The organism is Pseudonocardia hierapolitana (genome assembly GCF_007994075.1).
Classification (GTDB): Bacteria; Actinomycetota; Actinomycetes; order Mycobacteriales; family Pseudonocardiaceae; genus Pseudonocardia; species Pseudonocardia hierapolitana.
This window is the reverse complement of the sequence record NZ_VIWU01000001.1, coordinates 951,829-973,372: the sequence shown is the minus strand read 5'-3', so window position 1 is coordinate 973,372 and position 21,544 is coordinate 951,829. Positions and strand designations below refer to the sequence as shown.

The 21,544-nt window shown below is 70.0% G+C and carries 20 protein-coding genes; 13 read left to right on the top strand and 7 right to left on the bottom strand.

From position 1 onward, the window contains the following. Positions 1 to 231 precede the first annotated feature (231 nt). Both FHX44_RS42670 and glgX read left to right on the top strand, forming a co-directional pair. The gene (locus tag FHX44_RS42670) at positions 232 to 2,937 is read left to right on the top strand and encodes an MGH1-like glycoside hydrolase domain-containing protein (RefSeq protein ID WP_147254340.1); all 2,706 of its coding nucleotides are present in this window, start codon (positions 232 to 234) and stop codon (positions 2,935 to 2,937) included. Further along, on the top strand, positions 2,934 to 5,072 hold the full coding sequence (gene glgX, locus FHX44_RS42665; protein WP_425469114.1) for a glycogen debranching protein GlgX: 2,139 nt from the start codon (positions 2,934 to 2,936) through the stop codon (positions 5,070 to 5,072). Before FHX44_RS42670 ends, glgX begins: the two co-directional genes overlap by 4 nt. A 38-nt stretch (positions 5,073 to 5,110) precedes the next feature. Here the strand turns inward: glgX and FHX44_RS04710 are convergent, their stop codons facing one another. The 5 genes from FHX44_RS04710 to FHX44_RS04690 form a co-directional block, all read right to left on the bottom strand. Beyond that, positions 5,111 to 6,190: a sulfite oxidase gene (locus FHX44_RS04710; RefSeq protein WP_147254339.1), complete on the bottom strand. Its 1,080-nt coding sequence runs from the start codon at positions 6,188 to 6,190 to the stop codon at positions 5,111 to 5,113. A 45-nt stretch (positions 6,191 to 6,235) separates the two neighbouring features. Then, positions 6,236 to 7,015 carry an enoyl-CoA hydratase/isomerase family protein gene (locus FHX44_RS04705; RefSeq protein ID WP_170308773.1) on the bottom strand — a complete coding sequence of 260 codons (780 nt, stop codon included), beginning with the start codon at positions 7,013 to 7,015 and terminating at the stop codon, positions 6,236 to 6,238. A gap of 120 nt (positions 7,016 to 7,135) precedes the next feature. Continuing rightward, the gene (locus tag FHX44_RS04700; protein ID WP_147254337.1) at positions 7,136 to 8,488 is read right to left on the bottom strand and encodes a Dyp-type peroxidase; all 1,353 of its coding nucleotides are present in this window, start codon (positions 8,486 to 8,488) and stop codon (positions 7,136 to 7,138) included. Between the two features lie 13 nt (positions 8,489 to 8,501). Then, positions 8,502 to 9,635, bottom strand: coding sequence for a DUF4331 family protein (locus FHX44_RS04695; RefSeq protein WP_147254336.1), 1,134 nt, complete (start codon positions 9,633 to 9,635; stop codon positions 8,502 to 8,504). A gap of 54 nt (positions 9,636 to 9,689) precedes the next feature. Further along, positions 9,690 to 10,244: a hypothetical protein gene (locus FHX44_RS04690; RefSeq protein ID WP_147254335.1), complete on the bottom strand. Its 555-nt coding sequence runs from the start codon at positions 10,242 to 10,244 to the stop codon at positions 9,690 to 9,692. A gap of 354 nt (positions 10,245 to 10,598) precedes the next feature. Between FHX44_RS04690 and FHX44_RS04685 the strand changes: the two genes are divergently transcribed. From FHX44_RS04685 to FHX44_RS04680, 3 genes are all read left to right on the top strand, one after another. Next, a complete protein-coding gene (locus FHX44_RS04685; RefSeq protein ID WP_147254334.1) occupies positions 10,599 to 11,138 on the top strand; it encodes a hypothetical protein in 540 nt (179 codons plus the stop codon). A gap of 94 nt (positions 11,139 to 11,232) precedes the next feature. Further along, positions 11,233 to 11,361 (top strand): hypothetical protein, encoded by a 129-nt coding sequence (locus FHX44_RS43750; protein ID WP_281287870.1) that lies wholly within the window; start codon positions 11,233 to 11,235, stop codon positions 11,359 to 11,361. A gap of 2 nt (positions 11,362 to 11,363) precedes the next feature. Then, entirely contained in the window at positions 11,364 to 12,281 is a 918-nt protein-coding gene (locus tag FHX44_RS04680) for a DUF389 domain-containing protein (RefSeq protein WP_147254333.1), read from the top strand. A gap of 78 nt (positions 12,282 to 12,359) precedes the next feature. On the opposite strand, the gene FHX44_RS04675 is transcribed toward FHX44_RS04680, so the two are convergent. After that, positions 12,360 to 12,560 (bottom strand): hypothetical protein, encoded by a 201-nt coding sequence (locus tag FHX44_RS04675; protein WP_147254332.1) that lies wholly within the window; start codon positions 12,558 to 12,560, stop codon positions 12,360 to 12,362. Positions 12,561 to 12,797: 237 nt separating this feature from the next. On the opposite strand from FHX44_RS04675, the gene FHX44_RS04670 reads away from it, so the two are divergent. From FHX44_RS04670 to FHX44_RS04660, 3 genes are all read left to right on the top strand, one after another. Beyond that, positions 12,798 to 14,813 carry an alkaline phosphatase family protein gene (locus FHX44_RS04670; protein WP_212612327.1) on the top strand — a complete coding sequence of 672 codons (2,016 nt, stop codon included), beginning with the start codon at positions 12,798 to 12,800 and terminating at the stop codon, positions 14,811 to 14,813. 120 nt (positions 14,814 to 14,933) lie between these two features. After that, positions 14,934 to 15,428, top strand: coding sequence for a DUF1269 domain-containing protein (locus tag FHX44_RS04665; RefSeq protein WP_147254330.1), 495 nt, complete (start codon positions 14,934 to 14,936; stop codon positions 15,426 to 15,428). Between the two features lie 47 nt (positions 15,429 to 15,475). Then, positions 15,476 to 15,778, top strand: a complete 303-nt coding sequence (locus FHX44_RS04660) for an amphi-Trp domain-containing protein (RefSeq protein ID WP_147254329.1) — start codon at positions 15,476 to 15,478, stop codon at positions 15,776 to 15,778. A 131-nt stretch (positions 15,779 to 15,909) separates the two neighbouring features. Here FHX44_RS04660 and FHX44_RS04655 read toward each other — a convergent pair whose 3' ends face one another. After that, positions 15,910 to 16,506, bottom strand: coding sequence for a potassium channel family protein (locus tag FHX44_RS04655; protein ID WP_246170210.1), 597 nt, complete (start codon positions 16,504 to 16,506; stop codon positions 15,910 to 15,912). 288 nt (positions 16,507 to 16,794) lie between these two features. On the opposite strand from FHX44_RS04655, the gene FHX44_RS04650 reads away from it, so the two are divergent. The 5 genes from FHX44_RS04650 (at position 16,795) to FHX44_RS04630 (ending at position 21,445) form a co-directional block, all read left to right on the top strand. After that, a complete protein-coding gene (locus FHX44_RS04650; RefSeq protein WP_246170209.1) occupies positions 16,795 to 18,681 on the top strand; it encodes an alkyl/aryl-sulfatase in 1,887 nt (628 codons plus the stop codon). Positions 18,682 to 18,687: 6 nt separating this feature from the next. After that, positions 18,688 to 19,911, top strand: coding sequence for an AI-2E family transporter (locus FHX44_RS04645; protein WP_246170903.1), 1,224 nt, complete (start codon positions 18,688 to 18,690; stop codon positions 19,909 to 19,911). A 70-nt stretch (positions 19,912 to 19,981) separates the two neighbouring features. Further along, a complete protein-coding gene (locus FHX44_RS04640) occupies positions 19,982 to 20,566 on the top strand; it encodes a DUF4203 domain-containing protein (protein WP_147254327.1) in 585 nt (194 codons plus the stop codon). A 27-nt stretch (positions 20,567 to 20,593) separates the two neighbouring features. Beyond that, the gene (locus FHX44_RS04635; protein WP_147254326.1) at positions 20,594 to 21,031 is read left to right on the top strand and encodes a hypothetical protein; all 438 of its coding nucleotides are present in this window, start codon (positions 20,594 to 20,596) and stop codon (positions 21,029 to 21,031) included. Positions 21,032 to 21,157: 126 nt separating this feature from the next. Further along, positions 21,158 to 21,445: a hypothetical protein gene (locus FHX44_RS04630; RefSeq protein WP_147254325.1), complete on the top strand. Its 288-nt coding sequence runs from the start codon at positions 21,158 to 21,160 to the stop codon at positions 21,443 to 21,445. The last annotated feature ends 99 nt before the right edge of the window (positions 21,446 to 21,544 follow it).

Sequence of the window (21,544 nt, the reverse complement as noted above, 5' to 3'; positions counted from 1 at the left end):
TCCCTCTGAGCGTGCATCGGGCCGTGGCCCGGCCGCCTCACCCACGTCGGGCGGCTCATGCCGCGGTGTCGGCCACCGGAACGGGAGCCGTGCCTCACGCGACGACGCCGTGCGTACCACCTCTGCCGGCCGATCCTGACGAGCGACCGGTTCGCCCTCAGCGGATGAGTTCCCGGAGATGTCGAGGTCCGAGACTCGGCCCCGCCGTGGGGCGAACCAGGGGAGGTCGCGGTGGGAGCCGAACGCGAGCGCGCCGAGGGATTCGGGCACGTCGAGGGCGGGCACGCGAGCCCCTGGTATTTCTGGGGGCCGTACCTCAGCGAGCGGCAGTGGGGCACGGTCCGCGAGGACTACAGCGCCGACGGTGAGGCCTGGACCTACCTCCCGCACGACCGCGCGCGATCCCAGGCGTACCGGTGGGGCGAGGACGGCCTCGCCGGGTTCAGCGACATCGAGCAGCGGTTGTGCCTCGGGCTCGCGTTGTGGAACGGCCGCGACCCGATCCTCAAGGAGCGGGCGTACGGGCTTACCGGATCGGAGGCCAACCACGGCGAGGACGTCAAGGAGTACTGGTGGTATCTCGACGCCCTGCCCAGCCACGCCTGGAACCGCTACCGCTACCACTACCCACAACGTGCTTTCCCCTACGAGCAGCTGCGTGCGGAGAACGGTAGGCGCGGCAAGCACGATCCCGAGTACGAGCTGCTCGACACCGGCGTTTTCGACGACAACCGCTACTGGATCGTCGAGGTGCATTATGCGAAGGCCGATCCCACCGATCTGTTGATGACCATCGAGGTGACCAACGCCGGCCCGGCGGCCGACGTGGTGCACGTGCTCCCCACGCTGTGGTTCCGCAACACCTGGTCCTGGGAGCTCGAGGCACCCGCGCCCGTGCTGGAGGCCACCGGTTCGCGGTCGGTGACCGTGCCGCACCCGTTCCTCGGCGACCTGGAACTCGTCGCCGGACCGGGTCCCGATGGCGCCGACCCCACCCTGCTGTTCTGCGACAACGAGACGAACACGGGCCGGCTGTACGGAGCGGACCCAGGGCCTCGGTTCCCGAAGGACGGCATCAACGACCACGTCGTCGCGGGCGCGGCGACGGTGAACCCGGAGCGGCGCGGCAGCAAGTGCGCGGCCTGGTACCGGATCGACGTCGGACCGGGCGAGACCGTCGAGCTGCGGCTACGGCTGCGTCCGGCGGGGGCCCCGCCGGAACCGGTCGGCACGGTCGGCACGGACTTCGAGCTGGTCCGGGCGGCACGGCGGGCCGAGGCCGACGAGTTCTACGCCGAGCTGACGCCACCCACCGCATCCCCGGACGAGGCGGCCGTGATGCGCCAGGCGTTCGCCGGGATGCTGTGGAGCAAGCAGCTCTACCACTACGACGTGGCGCGCTGGCTGGACGGCGACCCGAACGAACCACTCCCGCCCGGATCACGACGATTCGGCCGCAACTCCCGATGGCGCACGTTCAAGGCCTTCGACATCATGTCGATGCCGGACAAGTGGGAGTACCCCTGGTTCGCCGCCTGGGACCTGGCCTTCCACTGCGTCACCCTGGCGCACGTCGATCCCGCGTTCGCCAAGTCACAGCTCCTCCTGATCTGCCGCGAGTGGTTCCAGCACCCGAACGGCGCATTGCCCGCGTACGAATGGGACTTCGGCGACGTCAACCCGCCGGTGCAGGCGTGGGCAGCGCTCGAGGTGTTCGCCATCGACGGCGGCCGGGACATCGAGTTCCTCAGCCGTGTGTTCGACAAGCTGCTGGTCAACTTCACGTGGTGGGTGAACCTCGAGGACGCCGACGGCTCGAACCTGTTCGAAGGCGGGTTCCTCGGGCTGGACAACATCGGTCCGATCGACCGTTCGCACCTGCCGGAGGGCTGGGTGCTGGAGCAGTCCGACGCCACCGGGTGGATGGCCACCTACGCCCTGTCGATGGGCACGATCGCGCTGATACTGCGCCGCGCCGGACAGCGACCGGCGGACGACCTGGTGCTGAAGTTCCTCGAGCACTTCGCCGCGATCCGCGACGCGATCGACTCCCAGGGGCTGTGGGACGACACCGACGGCCTGTTCTACGACCGGCTCGCCACGCCCGACGGCCGGCGGGTACCGATCAGGACCCGCTCGATGGTCGGCATCATCCCGATGCTCGCCGCCGGGGTCGTCGACGAGCAGATGCTGGACCGCGTCGAGGCCGCGGGGAAGTACTTCGCCGAGTACCTGGACCGCGAAGGGCTGCGGGACCGGGAGAAGCTCGTCAAGCTCGGGCTCCTGCGCGGCGGCCCGGACCAGCGCCAGCTGCTGCTCAGCGTGGTCAGCGCGGACAAGCTGGAGCGGATCTTCCGTCCGCTGTTCGACCCGGCCGAGTTCCTCTCGCCGTACGGTCTGCGTGCCCTCTCCGCCTACCACCGCGAGCATCCCTACGAGCTCGACGTCCAGGGGGTCCGCGCCACGATCGACTACGAACCGGCGGAGTCGACCACGGACATGTTCGGCGGCAACTCCAACTGGCGCGGCCCGGTGTGGTTCCCCCTCAACTACCTGGTGGTCGAGGCGCTGGATCGGTACCACCGGTTCTTCGGCGACGACTACGCGGTCGACTACCCGACCGGGTCGGGGCACCGGATGTCGTTGGGTGCGGTGGCGCGGGATCTCCAGGATCGCCTGATATCGATCTTCCTGAGGGGCGCCGACGGCCGTCGGCCGTGCTTCGGCTGGGTGGACCGGCTGCAGGACGACCCGGCGTGGCGGGACAACCTGTTGTTCAACGAGTACTTCCACGGCGACAACGGGGCCGGGCTCGGCGCGTCCCACCAGACCGGGTGGACCGGCGTGGTCGCCGACCTCATCCGCCGCAGGCACGGCGCGACCGAGTCGATCGGCACCGTACTGCGCCGGATGCGCGACGAAGGGGTGCGATCGTGACGACCACGGTGACGTCAGCCCTGCCCGGGAGCATGTTCCCGCTGGGTGCGAGCCCGACGGCCGGTGGCACGAACTTCGCGGTCGCCTCGGGTGCGGAGGCGGTGCGCCTCTGCCTGTTCGACGACGGCCCGATCGACGACGGCGGGGAGCGCCAGGTCGAGCTCACCGAGTACGACGCGGGCGTCTGGCACGGTTTCGTGCCGGGTGCCGGCCCCGGCCAGGCCTACGGCTACCGGATGTCCGGGCCGTGGGATCCGCGCCGGGGGCTGCGTTACAACGCGGCGAAGCTCCTGCTCGACCCCTACGCCCGGGCCATCAGCGGGGAGGTGCGGTTCGGGCCGGAAGTGCTCGCCCACCGGCCGGATGACCCGTACGCGCGCAGCGACCTCGAGTCCGCGGCGCACGTGCCGCGCAGCGTCGTGATCGACCCGGCGTTCCGGTGGAGCGAACGACCTCGGCCCCGGTACCGGTACTCGGACACGATCCTCTACGAGGTGCACGTCAAGGGCTTCACGGCGGCCCACCCCGACGTGCCGGCAGCAGTGCGCGGGACCTACGCCGGCCTCGGGCACGACGCGGCGCTGGCCCACCTGGTGGGCCTCGGCGTGACCGCGGTCGAGCTGCTTCCGGTCCACCACAACGTGCCCGAGGCATTCCTGCCCGAGCGCGGCCTGACCAACTACTGGGGCTACAACACGATCGGCTACTTCGCCCCGCACGCCGGCTATTCCGCGGCCGTGCGCGCCGGACGCCCCGGTGGACAGGTCGCCGAGTTCCAGGCCATGGTCGACGCCCTGCACGGCGCCGGGCTGGAGGTGGTGCTCGACGTGGTGTTCAACCACACCGCCGAAGGCGATCACCTCGGCCCCACGCTCTGCCACCGCGGCATCGACAACGCCGCCTACTACCGTCTCGACCCGGCGGACCCGAGCCGTTACGTCGATACGACCGGATGCGGCAATTCCCTCAACGCGGCGGACCCGTTCGCCCTGCAGATGATCATGGACTCGCTGCGCTACTGGCTCACCGAGATGCGGGTCGATGGATTCCGCTTCGACCTGGCGCCGACGCTCGCCCGCGAGCAGGGCGGCTTCGACCGCCTCTCGGCGTTCTTCGACCTGGTCGCGCAGGACCCGGTCGTCTCCCGGGCCAAGCTGATCGCCGAGCCGTGGGACGTCGGCCAGGGCGACAGCTACGACATCGGTCGGTTCCCGCCGCTGTGGCGGGAGTGGAACGGCCGCTACCGCGACACGATGCGTGACTTCTGGCGTAGCCACGCCGGCCTGCTCGGCGACTTCGCCACCCGCTTCAGCGGCTCGGCGGACCTCTACGGCGGCCGGGGCCGCCGCCCGACCGCCTCGGTCAACCTGATCACCGCGCACGACGGGTTCACGCTCGCCGACCTCGTCTCCTACGACAGCAAGCACAACGAGGCCAACGGCGACGACAACCGCGACGGGACCGACGACAACCGATCGTGGAACTGCGGTGTCGAGGGCCCGACCACCGACCCGGACGTGCTCGCGCTGCGCGGGGGCCAGCAACGGGCGCTGCTGGCCACGTTGCTGCTGTCCTTCGGGGTGCCGATGCTGCTCGGCGGCGACGAGCTGGGCCGCACCCAGCACGGGAACAACAACGCCTACTGCCAGGACGGCCCGCTGACCTGGTTCGACTGGGAACACGTCGACGAGGATCTGCTCGCCTTCACGCGCCGCCTGGTCGCCCTCCGCCGGGCGCATCCCGTGTTCCGGAGGCGGCGATTCCTCTCCGGGGTCGACTGGTGGCAACTGCGCTGGTACACACCGGCCGGCGAGATCGTCACCGCCGAGGAATGGGCTGATCCGCGTGCGCGCAGCGTGGCCATCTACCTCGACGGGGCCGACATGCCCGACCACGCCGACGACGGCTCGCTGCTCCTCGACGACGACTTCCTCGTGCTCGTCAACGCGTCGTGGGCGGCGCTCGAGTTCGTGATACCGCGGACGCGGGACGGACAGGTCTGGGAGCCGGAGCTGGACAGCTCCGAGCCCACGGGCGTCGCTTCGCCGACGAAGCCGGGCGCCGGCGATCCCGTCACGGTCAACGCCAGGTCGTTGGTCGTGCTGCGCGGACCCGTCACGGGGGGCCCCGGCTGATCGGATGAAGGACGTGGAGCCGGTTGCGCTCGCCGGCGTCAGCGCACGTCGACGTAGGAAACCTCGACGGCGTTGTTGCCGTAGCCGAGGCGGTTCCAGGGTGGGACCTCGGGCTGCACGTTGCCGGCTGCGTCGACCGCACGGGCGCGGAGGCTGTGGCGGCAGCGCTCGGTCGCCTTCCACGCGAACGACCAATCCTGCCACTGGTACGGGCCCTTCGGGGGTTCGACCTGCGCCGGGTGCCATTCGCCTTCGCCGGTGAGGCTGACGTCGACGTTCGTGATCGGTCCGGTACCCGACCAGGCCTTTCCGCGCACGGTGTAGGTCCCAGCGGGGATGGTCGCGCCCCGAGCGGGATCGGTGATCCGCGCGCGCACACGCATGAGGGTGACGCGCTCAGGCGGACGATCGGCCCACTGGTACATGTAGTGCCCGGTTTCGAACTCCCCGGCGTACGGCTCGGTCAGGACGTCGATGTGCTTCAGCCATTTCACGGAGGCGACGCCGTACCAGTGGGGCACGATGAGCCGGAAGGGCGCGCCGTGGTCGGGGTTGAGCGGCTCGCCGTTCATCTCGTAGGCGATCAGGATCTCGGCTTGCGGGTCGGTTGCGTGGGCGAGAGTCAGGGACCGCACGAAGGTCAAGTCGGACCGCTTGGTGACGGCGAGGACCGGATGGAGCAGGTACGAGCCGTGGTCGGCTCCTGCGAAGCGAACCTCGACGCCCTCCGCCGCCGGCTTGGCCTCCTCCAGCACCTGGTGCAGGAGGGCACCGGTCCAGCGAGCCGTGGAGACGGCGTAGTCACCCCATGGTTCGCCGGCCGGCAGCGGTCGCATCGCGAGTCGCCCGTTCCCGGCGCATTCCATCGTGACGGCCCGCTCGACCGAGGGCATGGCGCGCAGGTCGTCGAGCGTCAGGGTCCTCGGGTGCTCGATCGCGCCACCGACCTCGAGCGATCCATCGTGGGCCGGTACCGCGAAGTTGCTGCGGACGTAGTGGAGTTCCGTCGGCGTGGTGTCGCCTTCCAGGGCCTCCGGCGGGGCTTCTGCGTTGAAGGGCTCGTCGTGGATCATCGTGAGCGCCGAACGCGCCTGCGCCAGGTCATCTGCCAAGGTCATGTTCTCCGCCTCCTCGTGGATGGCCGCGGACGCGCGGGTCGCGCCTCAGTAGTCGGGATCCTGAAAGGTGGGCTCCCGGTCGTCGTTGAAGGCGCCGATGCCTTCGACGCGGTCGGGGTGCACGGCTGAGCGCCAGTGGGCCTCCATCATGATCGCGATGGCCTGTTCGATCGGCTGCCCCTGGCCCATCCGGACGGCTCGCTTGACCGCCTGGACCGCCGTGGGAGAGTTGCTGGCGATCTTGTCCGCGATGCGGTGCGCAACCTCCAGCAGCTCGTCCTGGGGGTGGAGCTCGTTGACCATGCCCAGCCGGTGGGCCTCCTGCGCGGTGATCGGGTCGCCGGTCATCAGCATCTGCAGGGCTTTGCCCGGCGGGAGCAAACGGGGCAGTAGGGCCGGCGAGCCGCCACCGGCGGCCAGGCCGATCATCGCTTCGGGCTGGCCGAAGGTCGCGTTGTCGGACGCGATGATGAAGTCGGTGCTCTGGGCGATCTCGCAGCCGCCGCCGTAGGCGATGCCGTTGACGGCGGCGAAGATCGGCTTGCGCAGCTGGCGCAGGGTGTAGAGCGTGCGGTCGAAGTCCTGGCGCTGCCGCAGCCATTGCTCCTTGGTCATGTCCTTGCGCTGGCGCAGGTCGCTGCCGACCGAGAAGGCTCGGTCGCCGGCGCCGGTGATGATGGCGACGCGCACGGCGGGACGGACCGCGATCGTCTCCAGGACCTCCGTCAGCCGCGCCCCCATCTCCGTCGTGATCGCGTTGTCGGTGTGCGGCCGGTTCAGGGTGATGAGTGCCACGCGTCCGCCGGAGCCGTAATCGACGAGCACCGGCAGTTCGGGCTCCGCCAGCCCCGATGGCGGCGGGCCGAAGTCGAGTGCCTTCCAGCGGTCGGTGCTCGTCGGGCTCGTTGTCACGTCGCCCTCCTTTCCTGGGATTTCGATGCCCGTTCAGGTCTCCAGCTCCGCCAGCCAGCGCAGGGCTCGCAGGCCCGGCACGAAGCAGTACTCGCCACCGCGGGTGACGACGAACGGTGGCAGGCCCTGCAGCCGACGCCGGATCGGCCGCTGCGGGATGGTGAACGCGCCGGACCCGTCGTTCGGCCCGGCGAGCGGGTCCTTCTCGGCGGGTGTGCCGATGAAGATGCCGTCGTTGATCCACTGGGTCTTGACGAACTCGAACTGGCGCTTCAGGTGGGCACCGACGAACACGAAGACGATTCCGCGGTCGACGCCGTCGTCCTCCAGGACGCCTTCGGGCAACATGGGGCCGTAGCTGGTGCCGCGCCGGATCATCCGGTGGAGGCGGACGTAGACGCTTCCCTCGCTGTCGAGCGCGTCCCGCGGGTTCGCGCGCCGTGCGTGCGCGCCAGCCGGGCACTTGAACCCGCGCAGATCGTCGTGGTAGTCGAAGTCGTTGTTGCGCGCGGGATCCGCGCCGAGCTGGGGATCGTCGTGGTCCGGTGACAGCGCCAGGGGCGCGCCACTTTGCCAGCGTCCGACCATCTTGGCGCCCAGCCGCGCCTCCTCCTCGCGGCTGGAAGCTCGTTCGCGGAGGTAGCGCCGGTAGGCCGCGACGCGGGTGTGCAGCTTCCGGAACACGATGTAGGTGCCGTTGCGACCGAGCAGCTGAGGGGTCGGCATCGGCGGCAGGCTCCCCGTCTCGTCGGGGTAGCCGAGGATGAACTCGCCCGCCTTGATCGGTCGCTCCCTGGGGTTGGAGCCCGGGATGCCGCTGCCCTCCACCGCCGGCTGGCCGATCCCGTCCTTGAAGCCGAAGGAGGTGCGCCCCGTGGGGAGCTGGTAGCAGTCCTGGCGCCAGATCACCTCCACCCCGGGCAGGTCCTGGTGGGCGCGGCGGGCCCGCTCGACCACCGTCGCCAGCCGCGCGGCGTCCGGTGACAGCGCCGCCAGCGCCACATGGACATCAGGGGTTCCGAGCGGCTGCTCCCAATTGGCCGGGCTGCTCTCGCCGAGGTCGCCGAGCTCGGCCGCACGGGCCGCCATGCCCTGCTGGAACTCCGGCGCGAAGCTGTCCAGCGACTCCTGCGGCACGCCGAGCGCCTTCAGGCCCTGGTAGGTGAGGGCAACGGTGACCCAGGCGCCGCGGGCCGGGTCGGAGGAGGGCCGGCCGGCGCTGACCACCGGGTGCAGCCGCCGCAGCAGCTCCCGCCCCGCCGCGCGGTCGTCGATGCGCAACAGCAGATAGCGGCCGACGTAGGGCGACGGTCGTGGGTGCAGCACCCCACTTTGGAGGTCGTCGAGCTCGAGGTTGACGGTCTCCTGCGCGCTCACAGTGTCCATGGACGTCGCATTCCTAGAGGTGTTCTGGGGGCTGGGGAGGGTCCGGGTTCGGCGCTGCCAGGTAGGGGAAGGTGCGCGCTGCTGGCTTTGTCGCCTGGTCGACGCCGTCGCGGATCCTGGGCCCGTTCCCGGCGTTGACCAGCAGCGTGAACAGCGTGTCCATCACGTCGTCGTTGAGGGCCCGACCCCCACAAGTCTGGTGCGCGCGAGCCCCGCGGGTGGCCAGCTCGAGCTCCAGGAAGGAGCCCTGCTCGGCGTACGGCTTGGTGACGTCCACGACGAGGAAGTCCGCCAGCAGCAGCTCGGTCAGCGGGTGGGCGCCACCCTTGTCCGCCGGCCAGTCCTGGTTGCCATCCAGGCCGTCCCAGAAGGCCAGGTTGGCGTTCAGCCGCGCCCGGTAGGCGCCCTGGTAGGCCGGCGCGAGCGCGAACGCGTCCTCGCTGTTGTACAGGTCACGGATCTCCAGGTCGCGGTTGACGGGGTCGAACTGCTTGGGCGCCAGCAGGAGGTTCTTCACCTCGGGTCGCCCCACGCGTTCCATGCGGACGGGGATCGGGCCTCGGGTCAGGGTCTCGGCGACCACCCCGACCAGCTCCGCGCCGCCGAGCAGCCCGGCGCAGTCGACCTCGACGACGAGGCTGAGGACGTTCTTGCCGTCCAGGAAGATCGCACTCGGATCGGTGAACGCCAGCTTGCCCGTGGCGATCGTCTCCAGCGCCGCGGGGGCGTCCATGATGAACGGATCCCAGCGCGGCCCGGCGAAGACGCGAACGCCGGGCGCCGAGCCGACCCGCTCGTCGTTCACGCTGAAGGAGACCGTCTCGCCGGCCGGCGTGGTGCACGCGCCGTCCTGGTCGGACCCGGCGGCGCCGCCGCTCACGGGGGTGGAGAACACGCAGTCGAACGCGAACTCCTCCGGGCCGACCACGAACAGCGCAGGATCATCCCGGGCGGCCGCGGCGACCGGGCGCAACCGGAAGCGGTAGACCAGCCCGTCGGAGAACCGCGCGGATGGCTGGGCGAACGGGAGGGTGTTCATCACCAGCACGAGCCGGCCGGAATGCTCCGGGCTCGGAAACGCGTAGACATCGGTGATGTCCGCGATCGGCTCGGCCAAGGCCCGCGGCCCTGAGATGTGGTCCGACACGCCGCTCCTCCATGGCTCCTGCTGATTGGCTCCCAAGGGCTACGTGGAGTCGGGCTACGTGGAGTCGGCGGCCTCGTCCAACAGCGGCTTCAGGGCCGGCTGCTGCAGCACCGTGGCGGCCTCCGGGTCGTCGAGCACCTGCTGGAACGCCTTGTTGACCCGTAGAGCCTTGCGGATCTCCTTGACCGTGCCGGGGTAGTTCCGCGCGTAAGCAGCCGCGGTAACCTGGGCGCCTAAGATGAACGTCTTCACCGCCGCGGCGTCTGGTAGGCCGTCGTAGCCTTCGACGTGCTGGAAGGTGGCGTCGAACAGCTGCAGCGTCGGCCCGGACGTGGCGAAGTCGTCCATGTAGGCGTCCCACGAGCCGTCGAAGCTGGTCGCGAACAGGAGCCGCGTGTCCTCGTCGAACAGCACGAACCTGGCCTCATGAATCGTCGCGATCGCCATGTGGTATTCCCCGGGCCGGTACCCCGGATGGGTCTGCAGCGCCTCGAGCGCTTCCCGCAAGGCGTCCCCGTGGCCCGGCTTGAGACGGAAGAACAGGCTGAATTCGCTCGTCGGGCCGACGCCGACGCCCGGCCGGGGCGCTCCGGTCTCAGTTGTTGCCATCCGTTCCTCCCGTGGATCGGGCCCGCGTTCCGAATCGGCATTCCGAAGCCGTCCGCCTCAACGGCAGGCTTGACCTTCCCCTGCAGCCATGACCTGTGCTTCCCTCACTCGGGGTGCGCCGAGATGCCACTTGCGCCTGTACGCCACTGTCGCCTCGAGTCAGGCGAGCGTTCTCATCCGTTGCAGGTGGTTTCGTGCCTGGCCGGCGCTCGTCGGTCGCCGCGGACCCGACCTGCGGTTTCCTGCTGAGCAGGGGGTTGGTGGCTACGGGGTCCTACTGGTCGGTGCGGCGGCGAGGCGCGCGGCTTCATCCCTGACGTATGAGGCGCCCGTCGGATCCGTCGGGCAGGTTCGGTGCCCACACCAACCGACATCGGAGGCGGACCGCTGATCATGATGAGCCACCCGGTGGGACGGCGGGCAGCCGCCGGATTGATCGCAGCCACGCTGCTCGCTCTGAGCGGCGCCGGCTGCTCCGGGGCCACACCCTCGGCCCCACCTGCGGCCCCACCTGCCCCGACCACCACCGCGAGCACCTCGGCCGAGCTCTGCACCGCGGTCGCCGACTTCCGCACCGCCACCAACCAGCTCACCGAGCTCGACGCGGTCGCAGTGGGTCTCGACGGGGTGAAGGCGGCCCTGCAGAACCTAGGCACCGCCGCGAACGGACTGGCGGACGCCGCATCGGCCGAGTTCGGCCCTCAGGCCCAGGATCTGAAGGAGGCGGTCGCCGCCCTCGGCAGCACGGTCGAGGGCCTGCAGAACCAGGCCGACCTCTCCTCGAAGCTCGGCGAGATCGCCACGTCCGTCGGCGAGGTCGAAAAGGCCGCGGCAGCCATCCTGGACAGCGCCCAGGCAGCCTGCCCATCAAACTCGACCCCACCCACCACGTAGCGGCCGCTGGAGGGTGACACCACGATCGGTCCGGCCGCCCCGTCACCCGAATCGGACGAGGCGCAGCGAACCGCGTCGCTCTAGGTTCGCCGCGGTGACGCGCGTGGACATGACGGCGGCGGAGCTCCGTGAACCCTTCCACCCGGTCTCCGACCGGGGGCGCTGGGGCGACGAGACCTCGTACGACGGTTCGCCGCCGCTCGAACCGATAGCGATCTTCTGAGGATGCTCCATCTCAGGGTTTACGGTCACGCCGACTCACTCACCGGGATCGGCGGCGACCTCGAGGATCGCGGCGCGGCGCGCAACGTCGCCGTCGCCCCAGGGGTACGCGCCGGGTACGTCCTCCTCAGCGCGGAGGTCTTCGCGGAGTCCGCCGACGCCGTGCTCGAGCTGCTCGTGCGCAGCGGGGTTGCCCAGGAGGACATCAAGCTCGCACGGATCGACGAGATCGGGCCGATCAAGCCGGGGCGCACGGCCGGGAGCCTGATCTGGGCCGACGTGCTCGGGCAGGCCAGGGCGAACTCGCGTCCGGTCGCGCGCTACCTCGTGTTCCTCGTCGCGGCGGGCGTCATCGCGGGCTTCGGCGTGATCGAGGCGAGCGGCATACTGATCGTCGGCGCGATGGCGGTGAGCCCCGACCTGCTGCCCATCACCGCGGCCTGCGTCGGCCTGGCGAGCCGGCGTGGCCGGCTCGTCCTGCGGGCGCTCGCGACGCTGGCCATCGGGATGGGCGCAGCGTGCCTCGCCGCGGGGGTGCTGAGCAAGTGCCTCGGTCTCCTCGGCGTCCTGCCACCCGGGTTCGTGGTCGGCGAAGCCGTGGTCGCCGGGCTGACGACGATCAACGTTTCGACCGTAGGAGTCGCGCTCGCGGCGGGTGTCGCCGGCATGCTCGCCCTCGAGACCCGTGCGAGCGCGGCAGTGGGTGTGGGCATCTCGATCACCACGATCCCCGCCGCGGCGTACCTCGGGGTCGCGGCCGGCGTCGGCGAAGCGTCCAAGGCCTTGGGCGCACTCGCTGTCCTCGGCACCAACGTGGCCGTGCTGGTGGCGGCCGGGACGCTGACGCTCGTGGTGCAGCGTTGGCTCGCTGCGGATGGGAACGCGGTGCGGCTCCGCCGCGTCCTCCGCTCGGGATCATGACCGAGGCGGCGGGATCGTTGTGCCCTGCCTCCGGACGGCGACCGAACAGCCGAACCCCCGGATCTGGCCTCCGGGTGCTCACATTTCCTGCGTCACGATCCCGCAGCTCCCGAGCTGGAGGTGCCGTCGCTCCCATCGGGCGCCGCAACAGGTGCACAGGACGTCGACGGTGCCGTCCGGGTGGCTGCGCATCACGGAGATGTCGATGACACCGGCGGGCGTGACCAGCCGGTAACGCCTGCCCGCTCGACCGGCATGAGGCGATGGCGATGCGGCCATGGTGCCTCCTTGGAAGGACGACCGAGGATTCTCGGTCTCGCCGGGGAGGACGTTAACGGCGCGCGAGAGCGTTCTGACCCTCCGCCGCGGGTGAACCTCCGGCCGTGCGCCGCTGCGGCTGCAGGCCCCGGGTATCGCGGGGATCCCGGGGCCGAACTCATCCCGCACGGATGGGGCCGAGCGCACTGCTTCCGCCGACCATCGCGGGAAAGCACGACGGGAACGACGGAGGCTGCTGTGCGCCACGGGGTCCTGCTGCTCCTGGTCGGATGGGCCGCGATGGGGTTCACGATCGCAGTGCTGCCCGGCGTATCCCTGGACGTGCGCTGGGCCGTCCTGCTCGCCGTCGTGCTCCTCGGGCTGCTCGCCGCGGTGCTGCGGCCCGCGTTCGTGGCCGTGGCCGTGCGGCTCGGATGGGCCGGGGTGATCGCGGGGTGGCTCCTGAGCCAGGCCGTGCTGATGTACCTGGCCCTTTCCGTCACCCCGGGAATCCACGTCGGAGGGTTCTGGGACGCGTTCTGGGCCTCGTGGCTCTACGCGATCCTGGTGAGCATCGCCAGCTGGTTCGTCACGGCGGGGGACAACCGTGCGGTCATCGCGCACCTCCTGCGCAGCACGCGCAGCGCCCGCCGGGCCGCTACGCCAACCGATGCCCCGGGTGTCGTCATGATCCAGATCGACGGCCTGTCCGCCCCGCTCGCGCGCTGGGCCGTCCAGGCGGGCAACCTGCCGACGTTGAGCCGCTGGATCCGGTCGGGCAGCCACACCCTCACCGAGTGGCACGCCGAGCTACCGGCGACGACCCCGGCCAGCCAGGCCGGCCTGCTGCACGGCGGGAGTGACGAGGTGCCGGCGTTCCGCTGGTGGGAGAAGGACGCCGGCCGGCTCGTCGTGACCAACCACCCCAAGGACAGCGCGCTGGTCGAGTCACGGCTGTCCGACGGGCGCGGGTTGCTCGCCGATGACGGCGTGAGCCTCTCCAACATCTTCTCCGGTGACGCGCCGATCAGCAGCCTGACGATGAGCACGGCGGGGTCGGGTTCGGCACCCCGCCCGACCCGCTGGCTGAGTGCCTTCTTCGTGGATCCCTACGGGTTGACCCGCTCGCTGGTCCTCACCGTCGCGGAGATGATCAAGGAGCTGTACCAGGGCCGCCGCCAGCGGCTGCGCGGCATCGAGCCGCGGGTCCATCGCGGCGCGTCCTACGTGGCCCTGCGTGGTGTGACGAACGTGCTGCTGCGCGAGCTGAACACCTACCTGGTCGCGGCACACCTCCGCGGGGGAGCACCGTCGCTCTACTGCGACCTCGTCGACTACGACGAGATCGCCCACCATGCCGGCCCGACGCGTCCCGAATCGCTGGCCTCGCTCGAGGGGATCGACCGGGTGCTGGGCACGCTCGAGCAGGTCGCGCGGGCCGCCCCCCGGCCGTACCGCTTCGTGGTGCTGTCCGACCACGGGCAGAGCCAGGGCGCCACGTTCCTGCAGCGCTACGGCATGCGGTTGGAGGACCTCGTCCGGCAGCAGATGCGCGCCGGGGCCGAGCTCGCGGCGGCGACGCACGGGCAGGAGCAATGGGGGCGGGTCAACGCGCTCCTCACCGAGGTGACCGCCCAGGGCGGGATGGCGGGCGGCATGACGCGCCGCATCCAGCGCCGGCGTCCTCCCGAGGAGGGGAGGCCAGCGGACCGGCCGCCCGGCGCCGAGCGCCCGGATCTCGTGGTCGTCGCGTCCGGCAACCTCGGGCTCGTCTACTTCCCCCGCGTACCGGGGCGCCTGACGCTCGAGGAGATCGATGAGCTGCACCCGAGGCTGCTCAACGGGCTCGCGACGCATCCGGGTATCGGATTCGTCGTGGTGCGCTCCCGCACCCACGGCCCGCTCGTCCTCGGCGCGAACGGCACACGCAGGCTGTTCGACGACCACGTGGAGGGCCTCGATCCGCTCGCGATGTTCGGCCGGCATGCAGCGGATGACCTGCGCCGTCACGACCGGCTCCCGCATGTCGGCGACATCCTGGTGAACAGCCGGATCGACGTGTCGACCGGCGAGGTGGCGGCGTTCGAGGAGCTCGTCGGCTGCCACGGCGGGCTGGGCGGCTGGCAGTCCCGGTCGGTGCTGATCCACCCCGCGGACTGGCCGGTCGCCGGACACCTGGTCGGGGCCGACTCGGTGCATCACCAGCTCGTGGCCTGGCTCGAACGGCTCGGGCAGCGGCAGCAGTTGCCTCAGATGAACCGGACGGTGCGGTAGCAGGGCAAGGGCCCACCCCGGACCGAGCCGCCTTCCACGATCGCCCCCGCGGGGTGATGGCGCGGCGGGTCGCGGTCAGCAGAGTGCGTGACGACCGATCGTTCCTGAAGGAGGCCGGGCATGGCAGCGACCTTGACGGTGTGGAAGTTCGACACGGTGCACGGAGCGGAGGGTGCTCTCGGGCTCCTCCAGCGGATGCAGAAAGAAGAGCTGATCACGATCAACGACGCCGCATACGTCTACTGGACCGAGGGGCGGAAGAAGCCGAAGACACAGCAGCTGCGCAGCCTGGCCGGGGTCGGGGCGCTGGGCGGCAGCTTCTGGGGTCTGCTGTTCGGCCTCATCTTCTTCGTGCCGCTGCTGGGCATGGCGATGGGGGCCGCCATGGGGGCGATCATGGGCTCGATGTCCGACGTGGGCATCGACGACTCCTTCGTCCGCCAGGTGCGGGAGCAAGTCACGCCGGGCACGTCGGCGCTGTTCGTCATGGTCTCGGACGTCGTCGTCGACAAGGTCCTGGACGAGTTCAAGCAGACCGGCGCCACCCTCCTGTCGACGAACCTGTCGAACGAGCAGGAAGCCAAGCTGCGCGAGGCCTTCGCCGACGCCGAGTGAGTCGCTAGAGCACAACGCCGGAAACCTGGGCCAGAACGGAGCTCGTGATGTCGGACGTCGAGATCAGCCGGAAAGAGTCGCTCACCCGGCACGAGGCGGCCCGCCGGCTCTCCGCGCTGGCCGATGCGCTCGGCGCCGGTGGCCACGTCGAAGTCGAGCTCGGCGCCAGCACCGTGAAGCTCCACGTTCCCGACCACGTCCGGTGCGAGGTCGAGGTGGAGGTCGACGGAGACGAGGTGGAACTCGAGGTGGAGTTCACGTGGTCGACCGCGTCGGCCGATCCGGAACCCGCCGCGGCACCGCGCGGGCACGCCCGCGGCGGCAAGGCTGCGGCACGGTCACACTCCTGACCGGCGCACTCCCGACCGGCCGGCGTGCGGTCCACCGCTCGCCGGCCGTCCGGCGAGCGGTGACGACCTGAGCCCCCGGTCGAGGTCGGTCCCGCCTGTTTGCGGGTCCTTCACCCGTGACGGGTGAGCCGTCACCCGCGGCCGGGCGTGTCCGGGTTCCGGCCGTCCGGGGCCACCGCCGTTGCCGGGCCCTCGCTCTCCCGCCGTCGAACCGCCGTCTGCACGGCGCCCAAGAGGATCTTCGCGACCAGCCCGACGACCACGAGGCCGGTGATCATCTGGATCATCGTGAGGATCCGCGCGAGTTCGCTGCGTGGTGCGATGTCTCCGAAGCCGACGGTGGTGAAGACGGTGACCGTGAAGTAGAGCGCGTCGGTCCGGCCCAGCGCCTCGCTGAAGCTGTCCGGGGCATCGCGGGAGATCCGGAGGTAGGTCGAGGCGAACAGCAGCAGGAGCATCGGGAGGCCGATGGCGACGGCCTCGACGGCGCGCAGCCGCGGGACGTCGGAGGCGAGGATGGCCCGCACCTGCCAGACGATGACCGCGGCGAAGGCCCCCAGGCCGAGCACGAACCGGATCCAGGTGGCGGCATTGAGCGGCCGGTCCAGCGGGATGGTGTAGTACACGGCCGTCAGCAGAGTCACCGATGCGCCTGCCCGCAGCAGGGACGCCACGATCAGGCGCTTGCGGGCAGCTGGGGTCAGCTCGTCGTAGTGCTTCCTCGTCACTGTGCTTCCTCGTCACCGGCCCGCTCCGTCCTCGGGTGGGCACCGAACCTGCCCGACGACTGCGGCGAGGCGCCTCATCCGTCAGGGATGAGGCCGCGTGAGCAGGACGGGATCGGTGACGGAGGCGGGTGCTCGGCGTCCTTGGTCGTCGGTCGGTGAGCCATCCCGCCTCGCCATCGCCGTACGGCGACGCCGAGGCAGCCCCACGACCCGCGGATCACCCGCAATGAGTGACGCGGACCGGTGCCACGAGACGCGAGGGTCGCGTTGACCGGACACGCTTCGACGATGGGCAGGGCGCTGATGATCCAGAAGCCGCCGACCGGGTCCACGGAGTTCGCCCATCGGGAGATGTCCACGACGCTGCCGTTCGGGAACACAGCGGACTTCGATGACGCCGCTCGGGGGTTCTTGGGGGCGTGGGAGCCGGGCGTGGTTCGTGCTGCTGATGGCCGGGTGGTGTGGGAGAGCGACAGCTACGCGTTCCTGACCGGCGAGGCGCCGGCGACGGTGAACCCGAGCCTGTGGCGGCAGTCGACGCTGGTGGCGAAGCAAGGTCTGTTCGAGGTGGTCGAGGGCATCTACCAGGTGCGCGGTCTGGACCTGTCGAACATGACGATCGTCGAGGGTGACACCGGGTTGATCGTCATCGACCCGCTGATCTCCACCGAGACCGCGGCCGCGGCACTGGCTCTGTACCGCGAGCATCGCGGTGACCGGCCGGTGGTTGCGGTCATCTACACGCACAGCCACGTCGACCATTTCGGTGGCGTCTTCGGGGTCGCCGTGCAGGACGACGTCGACGCCGGGAAGGTTCAGGTGATCGCCCCGGAGGGCTTCACCCAGCACGCGGTCGAGGAGAACGTCTACGCGGGCACGGCGATGGCCCGCCGCGCGGGCTACATGTACGGCGCGGCGCTCGCGCGCGGCCCTCAGGGCCAGGTGGGCGCAGGGTTGGGGCAGACGACGTCGACCGGTGAGATCGGGCTGATCGTGCCCACCCACGACATCACCACGACCGGCCAGACCCTCACCGTGGACGGGGTGGAGATCGAGTTCCAGATGGCACCGGGGACCGAGGCTCCCGCGGAGATGCATTTCTACTTCCCGCGGTACCGCGCGTTGTGCATGGCGGAGAACGCGACCCACACCCTGCACAACCTGCTGACCCTGCGTGGGGCCCTGGTGCGTGACCCGCACGTGTGGTCGCAGTACCTGACCGAGGCCATCGACACGTTCGGGGCGCGGACCGACGTGGCCTTCGCTTCCCACCATTGGCCGACGTGGGGCCGCGAGCGGGTCGTCTCATTCCTCTCGACCCAGCGCGACCTGTACGCGTACCTGCACGACCAGACCGTGCGCCTGCTCAACCACGGGTTCACCGGGGTCGAGATCGCCGAGATGATCGAACTGCCGCCCGCCCTGACGGACTCGTGGAGCACTCACGGCTACTACGGCTCGGTCAGCCACAACGTCAAAGCGATCTACCAGCGTTACATGGGCTGGTTCGACGGCAACCCGGCCCGGCTGTGGCCGTACCCGCCCGCCGAGCTCGCCACCCGCTACGTCGGCGCGCTCGGGGGCATCGACCGGGTCGTCGAGCTCGCCCAGGCGGCGTTCGACTCCGGCGACTACCGGTGGGCGGCCACCCTGCTGGACCACGCGGTCTTCACCGACTCGGACCACGGCCCTGCCCGTGAGCTGTACGCGGACACCCTCGAGCAACTGGGCTACGGCGCCGAGAACGGCACGTGGCGCAACTTCTTCCTGTCCGGCGCCACCGAACTCCGTGAAGGAAACTTCGGTACCCCGGCCGTCACGGCCGCGCCCGCGATCGTCGCCCAGCTGACCCCGGCGCAGCTGTTCGACTCGCTGGCGATCTCGGTCAACGGACCCCGCGCGTGGGACCTCGACCTGTCCCTCGACGTGACGTTCACCGACATCGACACCAATCACCGGCTCACCCTGCACAACGGTGTGCTCGTCCACCGCGAGCGACCGGCCGACAACACCGCGGACATGACCCTGACCTTGACGACCAGCAGGATGCTCGGGCTCCTCGGAGGCGACACCACAAGTCCCGGTGCCGACGTCGCGGGTGACGGGAAGGTCCTGCAGTCGCTGCTGGACGTGCTCGAGAGAGGCAACCCGTCCTTCAACATCATGACGCCGTAGGTGGCGATGTCGACAGATTCCAATACCCCGCCAACATCCCCGGCCGCACCGGAGGTGGTCGAAGGTGGCAGCACCACGACTGCTGATGGCCTCTCCCTGAAGAGGTACCCGCGGGCCGCCATCATTCTCGTCGGTCTGGCCGGGGCGACCGTCGCGGGGATCGGCATCAGCAGCCTGCGGGGAATCCTGGCTCCGACGCTCCTCACGCTCGTCCTCACGATCTGCGCGGCTCCCGTTCGCGACTGGCTGCCGGCGCGCGGCGTGCCGAGGGGAATCGCCACACCAACCATCGTCCTCGTCGTGTTCGGGGTGCTGGCCGCATTCGTGTATGCGATCGTGATCGCCTTGGCCCAGTTCTTGGCGATGTTGCCGACCTATTCGGATCAATTCGCCCAAATCGGTGAGAGTGTCGCTCGATGGCTGGGGAGCGTGGGAATCGGTCAGGCGCAGATCCAGGCCATTGTGGCCGGGATCGACCCCCGGAACATCGTGGCAACGGTCGCCGGTGCGCTGGGCGGAGTTGCGGCGCTGACCGGAGCGCTGGTGATCGTTCTCACGATGATGATCCTGATGGCGGCTGATTCAGCGTACGCTCGCGTGATCTTCGGCCAGCTCCGAGAGGTCAACCCGGACTTCATCGCCGCGATCACGCAGTACACGTCGAATGTGCGGCGTTACATGGTCGTGACCACGTTGCTCGGCATCGTGCAGGGAACGCTGAACACCATTGCGTTAGCCTTACTGGGCGTACCGTCCGCGCTTTTGTGGGGAATGCTCTCCTTCCTCTGCAGCTTCATTCCGAACGTCGGCTACTTCATCGCCCTCATTCCACCGCTCTTCTTCGGATTCCTCGTGGGAGGCTGGTCGACAGCGATCGTCGTGTTGGTCGTCTACGCCGTCATCAATGCGGTCGTGCAGTCGATCGTCCAGCCCCGGGTCGTCGGCCAAGCGGTTTCGCTGAGTCAGACGGTGACGTTGTTCTCGGTGCTGTTCTGGGCTGTGATCATCGGCCCGATCGGAGCCATTCTGGCGGTCCCGCTGACACTGCTCGCCAAGGCGGTCCTCATGGATGCAGATCCGCGTGCCCGCCGGTGGCAACCTGCCGTGGGGCCAACGGCCGAGACCCGCGCCCTCCTGAGCGCTGAGGTGGAGCAGGAACGAGCGGATCGAAGAGCAGCGCGTACGGCGACCGAGCCGGCGCCGCCCGTGGACGAACAGGGTTCAGGTTGAGGTCAGCTCGTGCCGCCGCTCACCCCAGGCAGGTGAAGGCACGAGGCTCGAGGACGGCCACGATCGGTCGATGACCGCGACAGCCCTACCTGCCGGCGTGCTCCTCCTCCTGGTGGGGCTGGTGCTGTGCTTCGCCGGGGGCCGTTCGTTGCGGCTGACCGGGCTCTGTTTGGGCTTCGCGCTCGCCTGGGCGTTCGCCGACCTGCTCGGCGCGGACGGGCCCGTCGGACTCGTCATAGCTGTCGGCGGAGCGATCGCCGGGCTCGTCCTCGTCTCGTTGGTGTTCAGGTTCGCGATGTGGGTGATCGGTGGTCTCGCCGGCGCCACGATCGCACTCAAGGTTTACGTGCACGTGGCCCTGGGTGAGGGCAGTGCACTGGTCGCGGTGCTCTTCGCGGCGGCCCTCGGTCTGATCGTCGGATTCCTGGCCGACCGGTACCGAGAGCCTTTGCTCGCGGCCGTGACCGCGCTCAGCGGCGCGAGCATCATCCTCAACGCACTGGCGACCCTCGCCCCGTCCAGCCTCGCCTTCCTCGGTCAACCCACCACCGGCGTGCAGAGTGCACTCGCCACCGCCGCCTGGGTGATCTTGGCTGTTGTCGGATGGCTCGTCCAGCACCGCGCGCTACGCACCAGGGCTGAGCGAGTCTCCTGACTGGAGGATCTGATGATCTGGGCGTTGTTGGCCGCGTTCCTCACGAAACGACCGGCCTGGGTGCAGGCGGTCGTCGTGGGTCTGTGCACGGGCCTCTTCGTCGCTGCCGGGGCGTACGCGAACCAGCGGGACCCGTTGATCAGCTCTGTGGTCCTCTTGGTGCTGGCCGTTGCTGTCGTCGCCGGCGTCGCCTTCTTTCTCGCGCTCCGCGCACGGCTTCGCCGCGGCTGGGCCGCGGGCAGCGCCCCGCCGACCTGGGTCAACCTCGTCTATGCCGCGGTGTGGCTGCTGTCCTTGATCGCCGCGATCAATGCGCTATTCGGCGCCGGTGGCCTGAAGGTGGCCGTGCTCGCGATCGTCCCGATCGTGCTGCTGGCCCCACCCGCTCTCGTCAGTATCCGTGCGCTCGTCGGGCGGTCACCGGCGCACGACGGCGACGCGCCGAGGGCCGGGGGGATGGGATGAGGCCGCGCCCGCATCGCCGCCGCACCATCGACCTCGAACGCACGGCGGGATGAACCGCGACGCGCGGGCCGCAGGCGCCCTGACGGCGGCCTGGACAGAGGCGCGACATTCCCTGGGAGGACTGCCATGTGCCTGTTCCTGATCTTACTGCTGTTCGGCCCGCGGTCCGTGATCGTCATCTGGTGGTTGATCCAGCCGATGCGCTGGGATGCGACCTTCGGCTCGTTCATCGTGCCGTTCCTGGGATTCCTGATCCTTCCCTGGACGACCCTGATGTACGTGATCGTGGCGCCGGGTGGGCTGGTCGGCGGCCTGGACCTCCTCTGGATGGGGATCGCGGTGCTCGCCGACATCGCCAGCTACGCGGGCGGTGGCGTGTACGGCGGCCGCAGGCGACGCACGAGCACGGCGTGACCGGGCCATCCTGGTGGCATGCGGACACGGGCTTCCTCTTCGGCCCGTCCGGGAGCCGATCGGTCACGTCGGGGGTCAGAAGACAGTCGCCCGGTCGTT

Bases quoted from the DNA above. Each gene is read 5' to 3' on its own strand.
- FHX44_RS04675 (WP_147254332.1), bottom strand. From the start codon at position 12,560: ATGGCCGCATCGCCATCGCCTCATGCCGGTCGAGCGGGCAGGCGTTAC.
- FHX44_RS04700 (WP_147254337.1), bottom strand. From the start codon at position 8,488: ATGGACACTGTGAGCGCGCAGGAGACCGTCAACCTCGAGCTCGACGAC.
- FHX44_RS04650 (WP_246170209.1), top strand. From the start codon at position 16,795: ATGGGCAGGGCGCTGATGATCCAGAAGCCGCCGACCGGGTCCACGGAG.
- FHX44_RS04640 (WP_147254327.1), top strand. From the start codon at position 19,982: ATGACCGCGACAGCCCTACCTGCCGGCGTGCTCCTCCTCCTGGTGGGG.
- FHX44_RS04710 (WP_147254339.1), bottom strand. From the start codon at position 6,190: ATGACCTTGGCAGATGACCTGGCGCAGGCGCGTTCGGCGCTCACGATG.
- FHX44_RS04690 (WP_147254335.1), bottom strand. From the start codon at position 10,244: ATGGCAACAACTGAGACCGGAGCGCCCCGGCCGGGCGTCGGCGTCGGC.
- FHX44_RS04680 (WP_147254333.1), top strand. From the start codon at position 11,364: ATGCTCCATCTCAGGGTTTACGGTCACGCCGACTCACTCACCGGGATC.
- FHX44_RS04645 (WP_246170903.1), top strand. From the start codon at position 18,688: ATGTCGACAGATTCCAATACCCCGCCAACATCCCCGGCCGCACCGGAG.
- FHX44_RS04665 (WP_147254330.1), top strand. From the start codon at position 14,934: ATGGCAGCGACCTTGACGGTGTGGAAGTTCGACACGGTGCACGGAGCG.
- FHX44_RS04660 (WP_147254329.1), top strand. From the start codon at position 15,476: ATGTCGGACGTCGAGATCAGCCGGAAAGAGTCGCTCACCCGGCACGAG.
- FHX44_RS04630 (WP_147254325.1), top strand. From the start codon at position 21,158: ATGTGCCTGTTCCTGATCTTACTGCTGTTCGGCCCGCGGTCCGTGATC.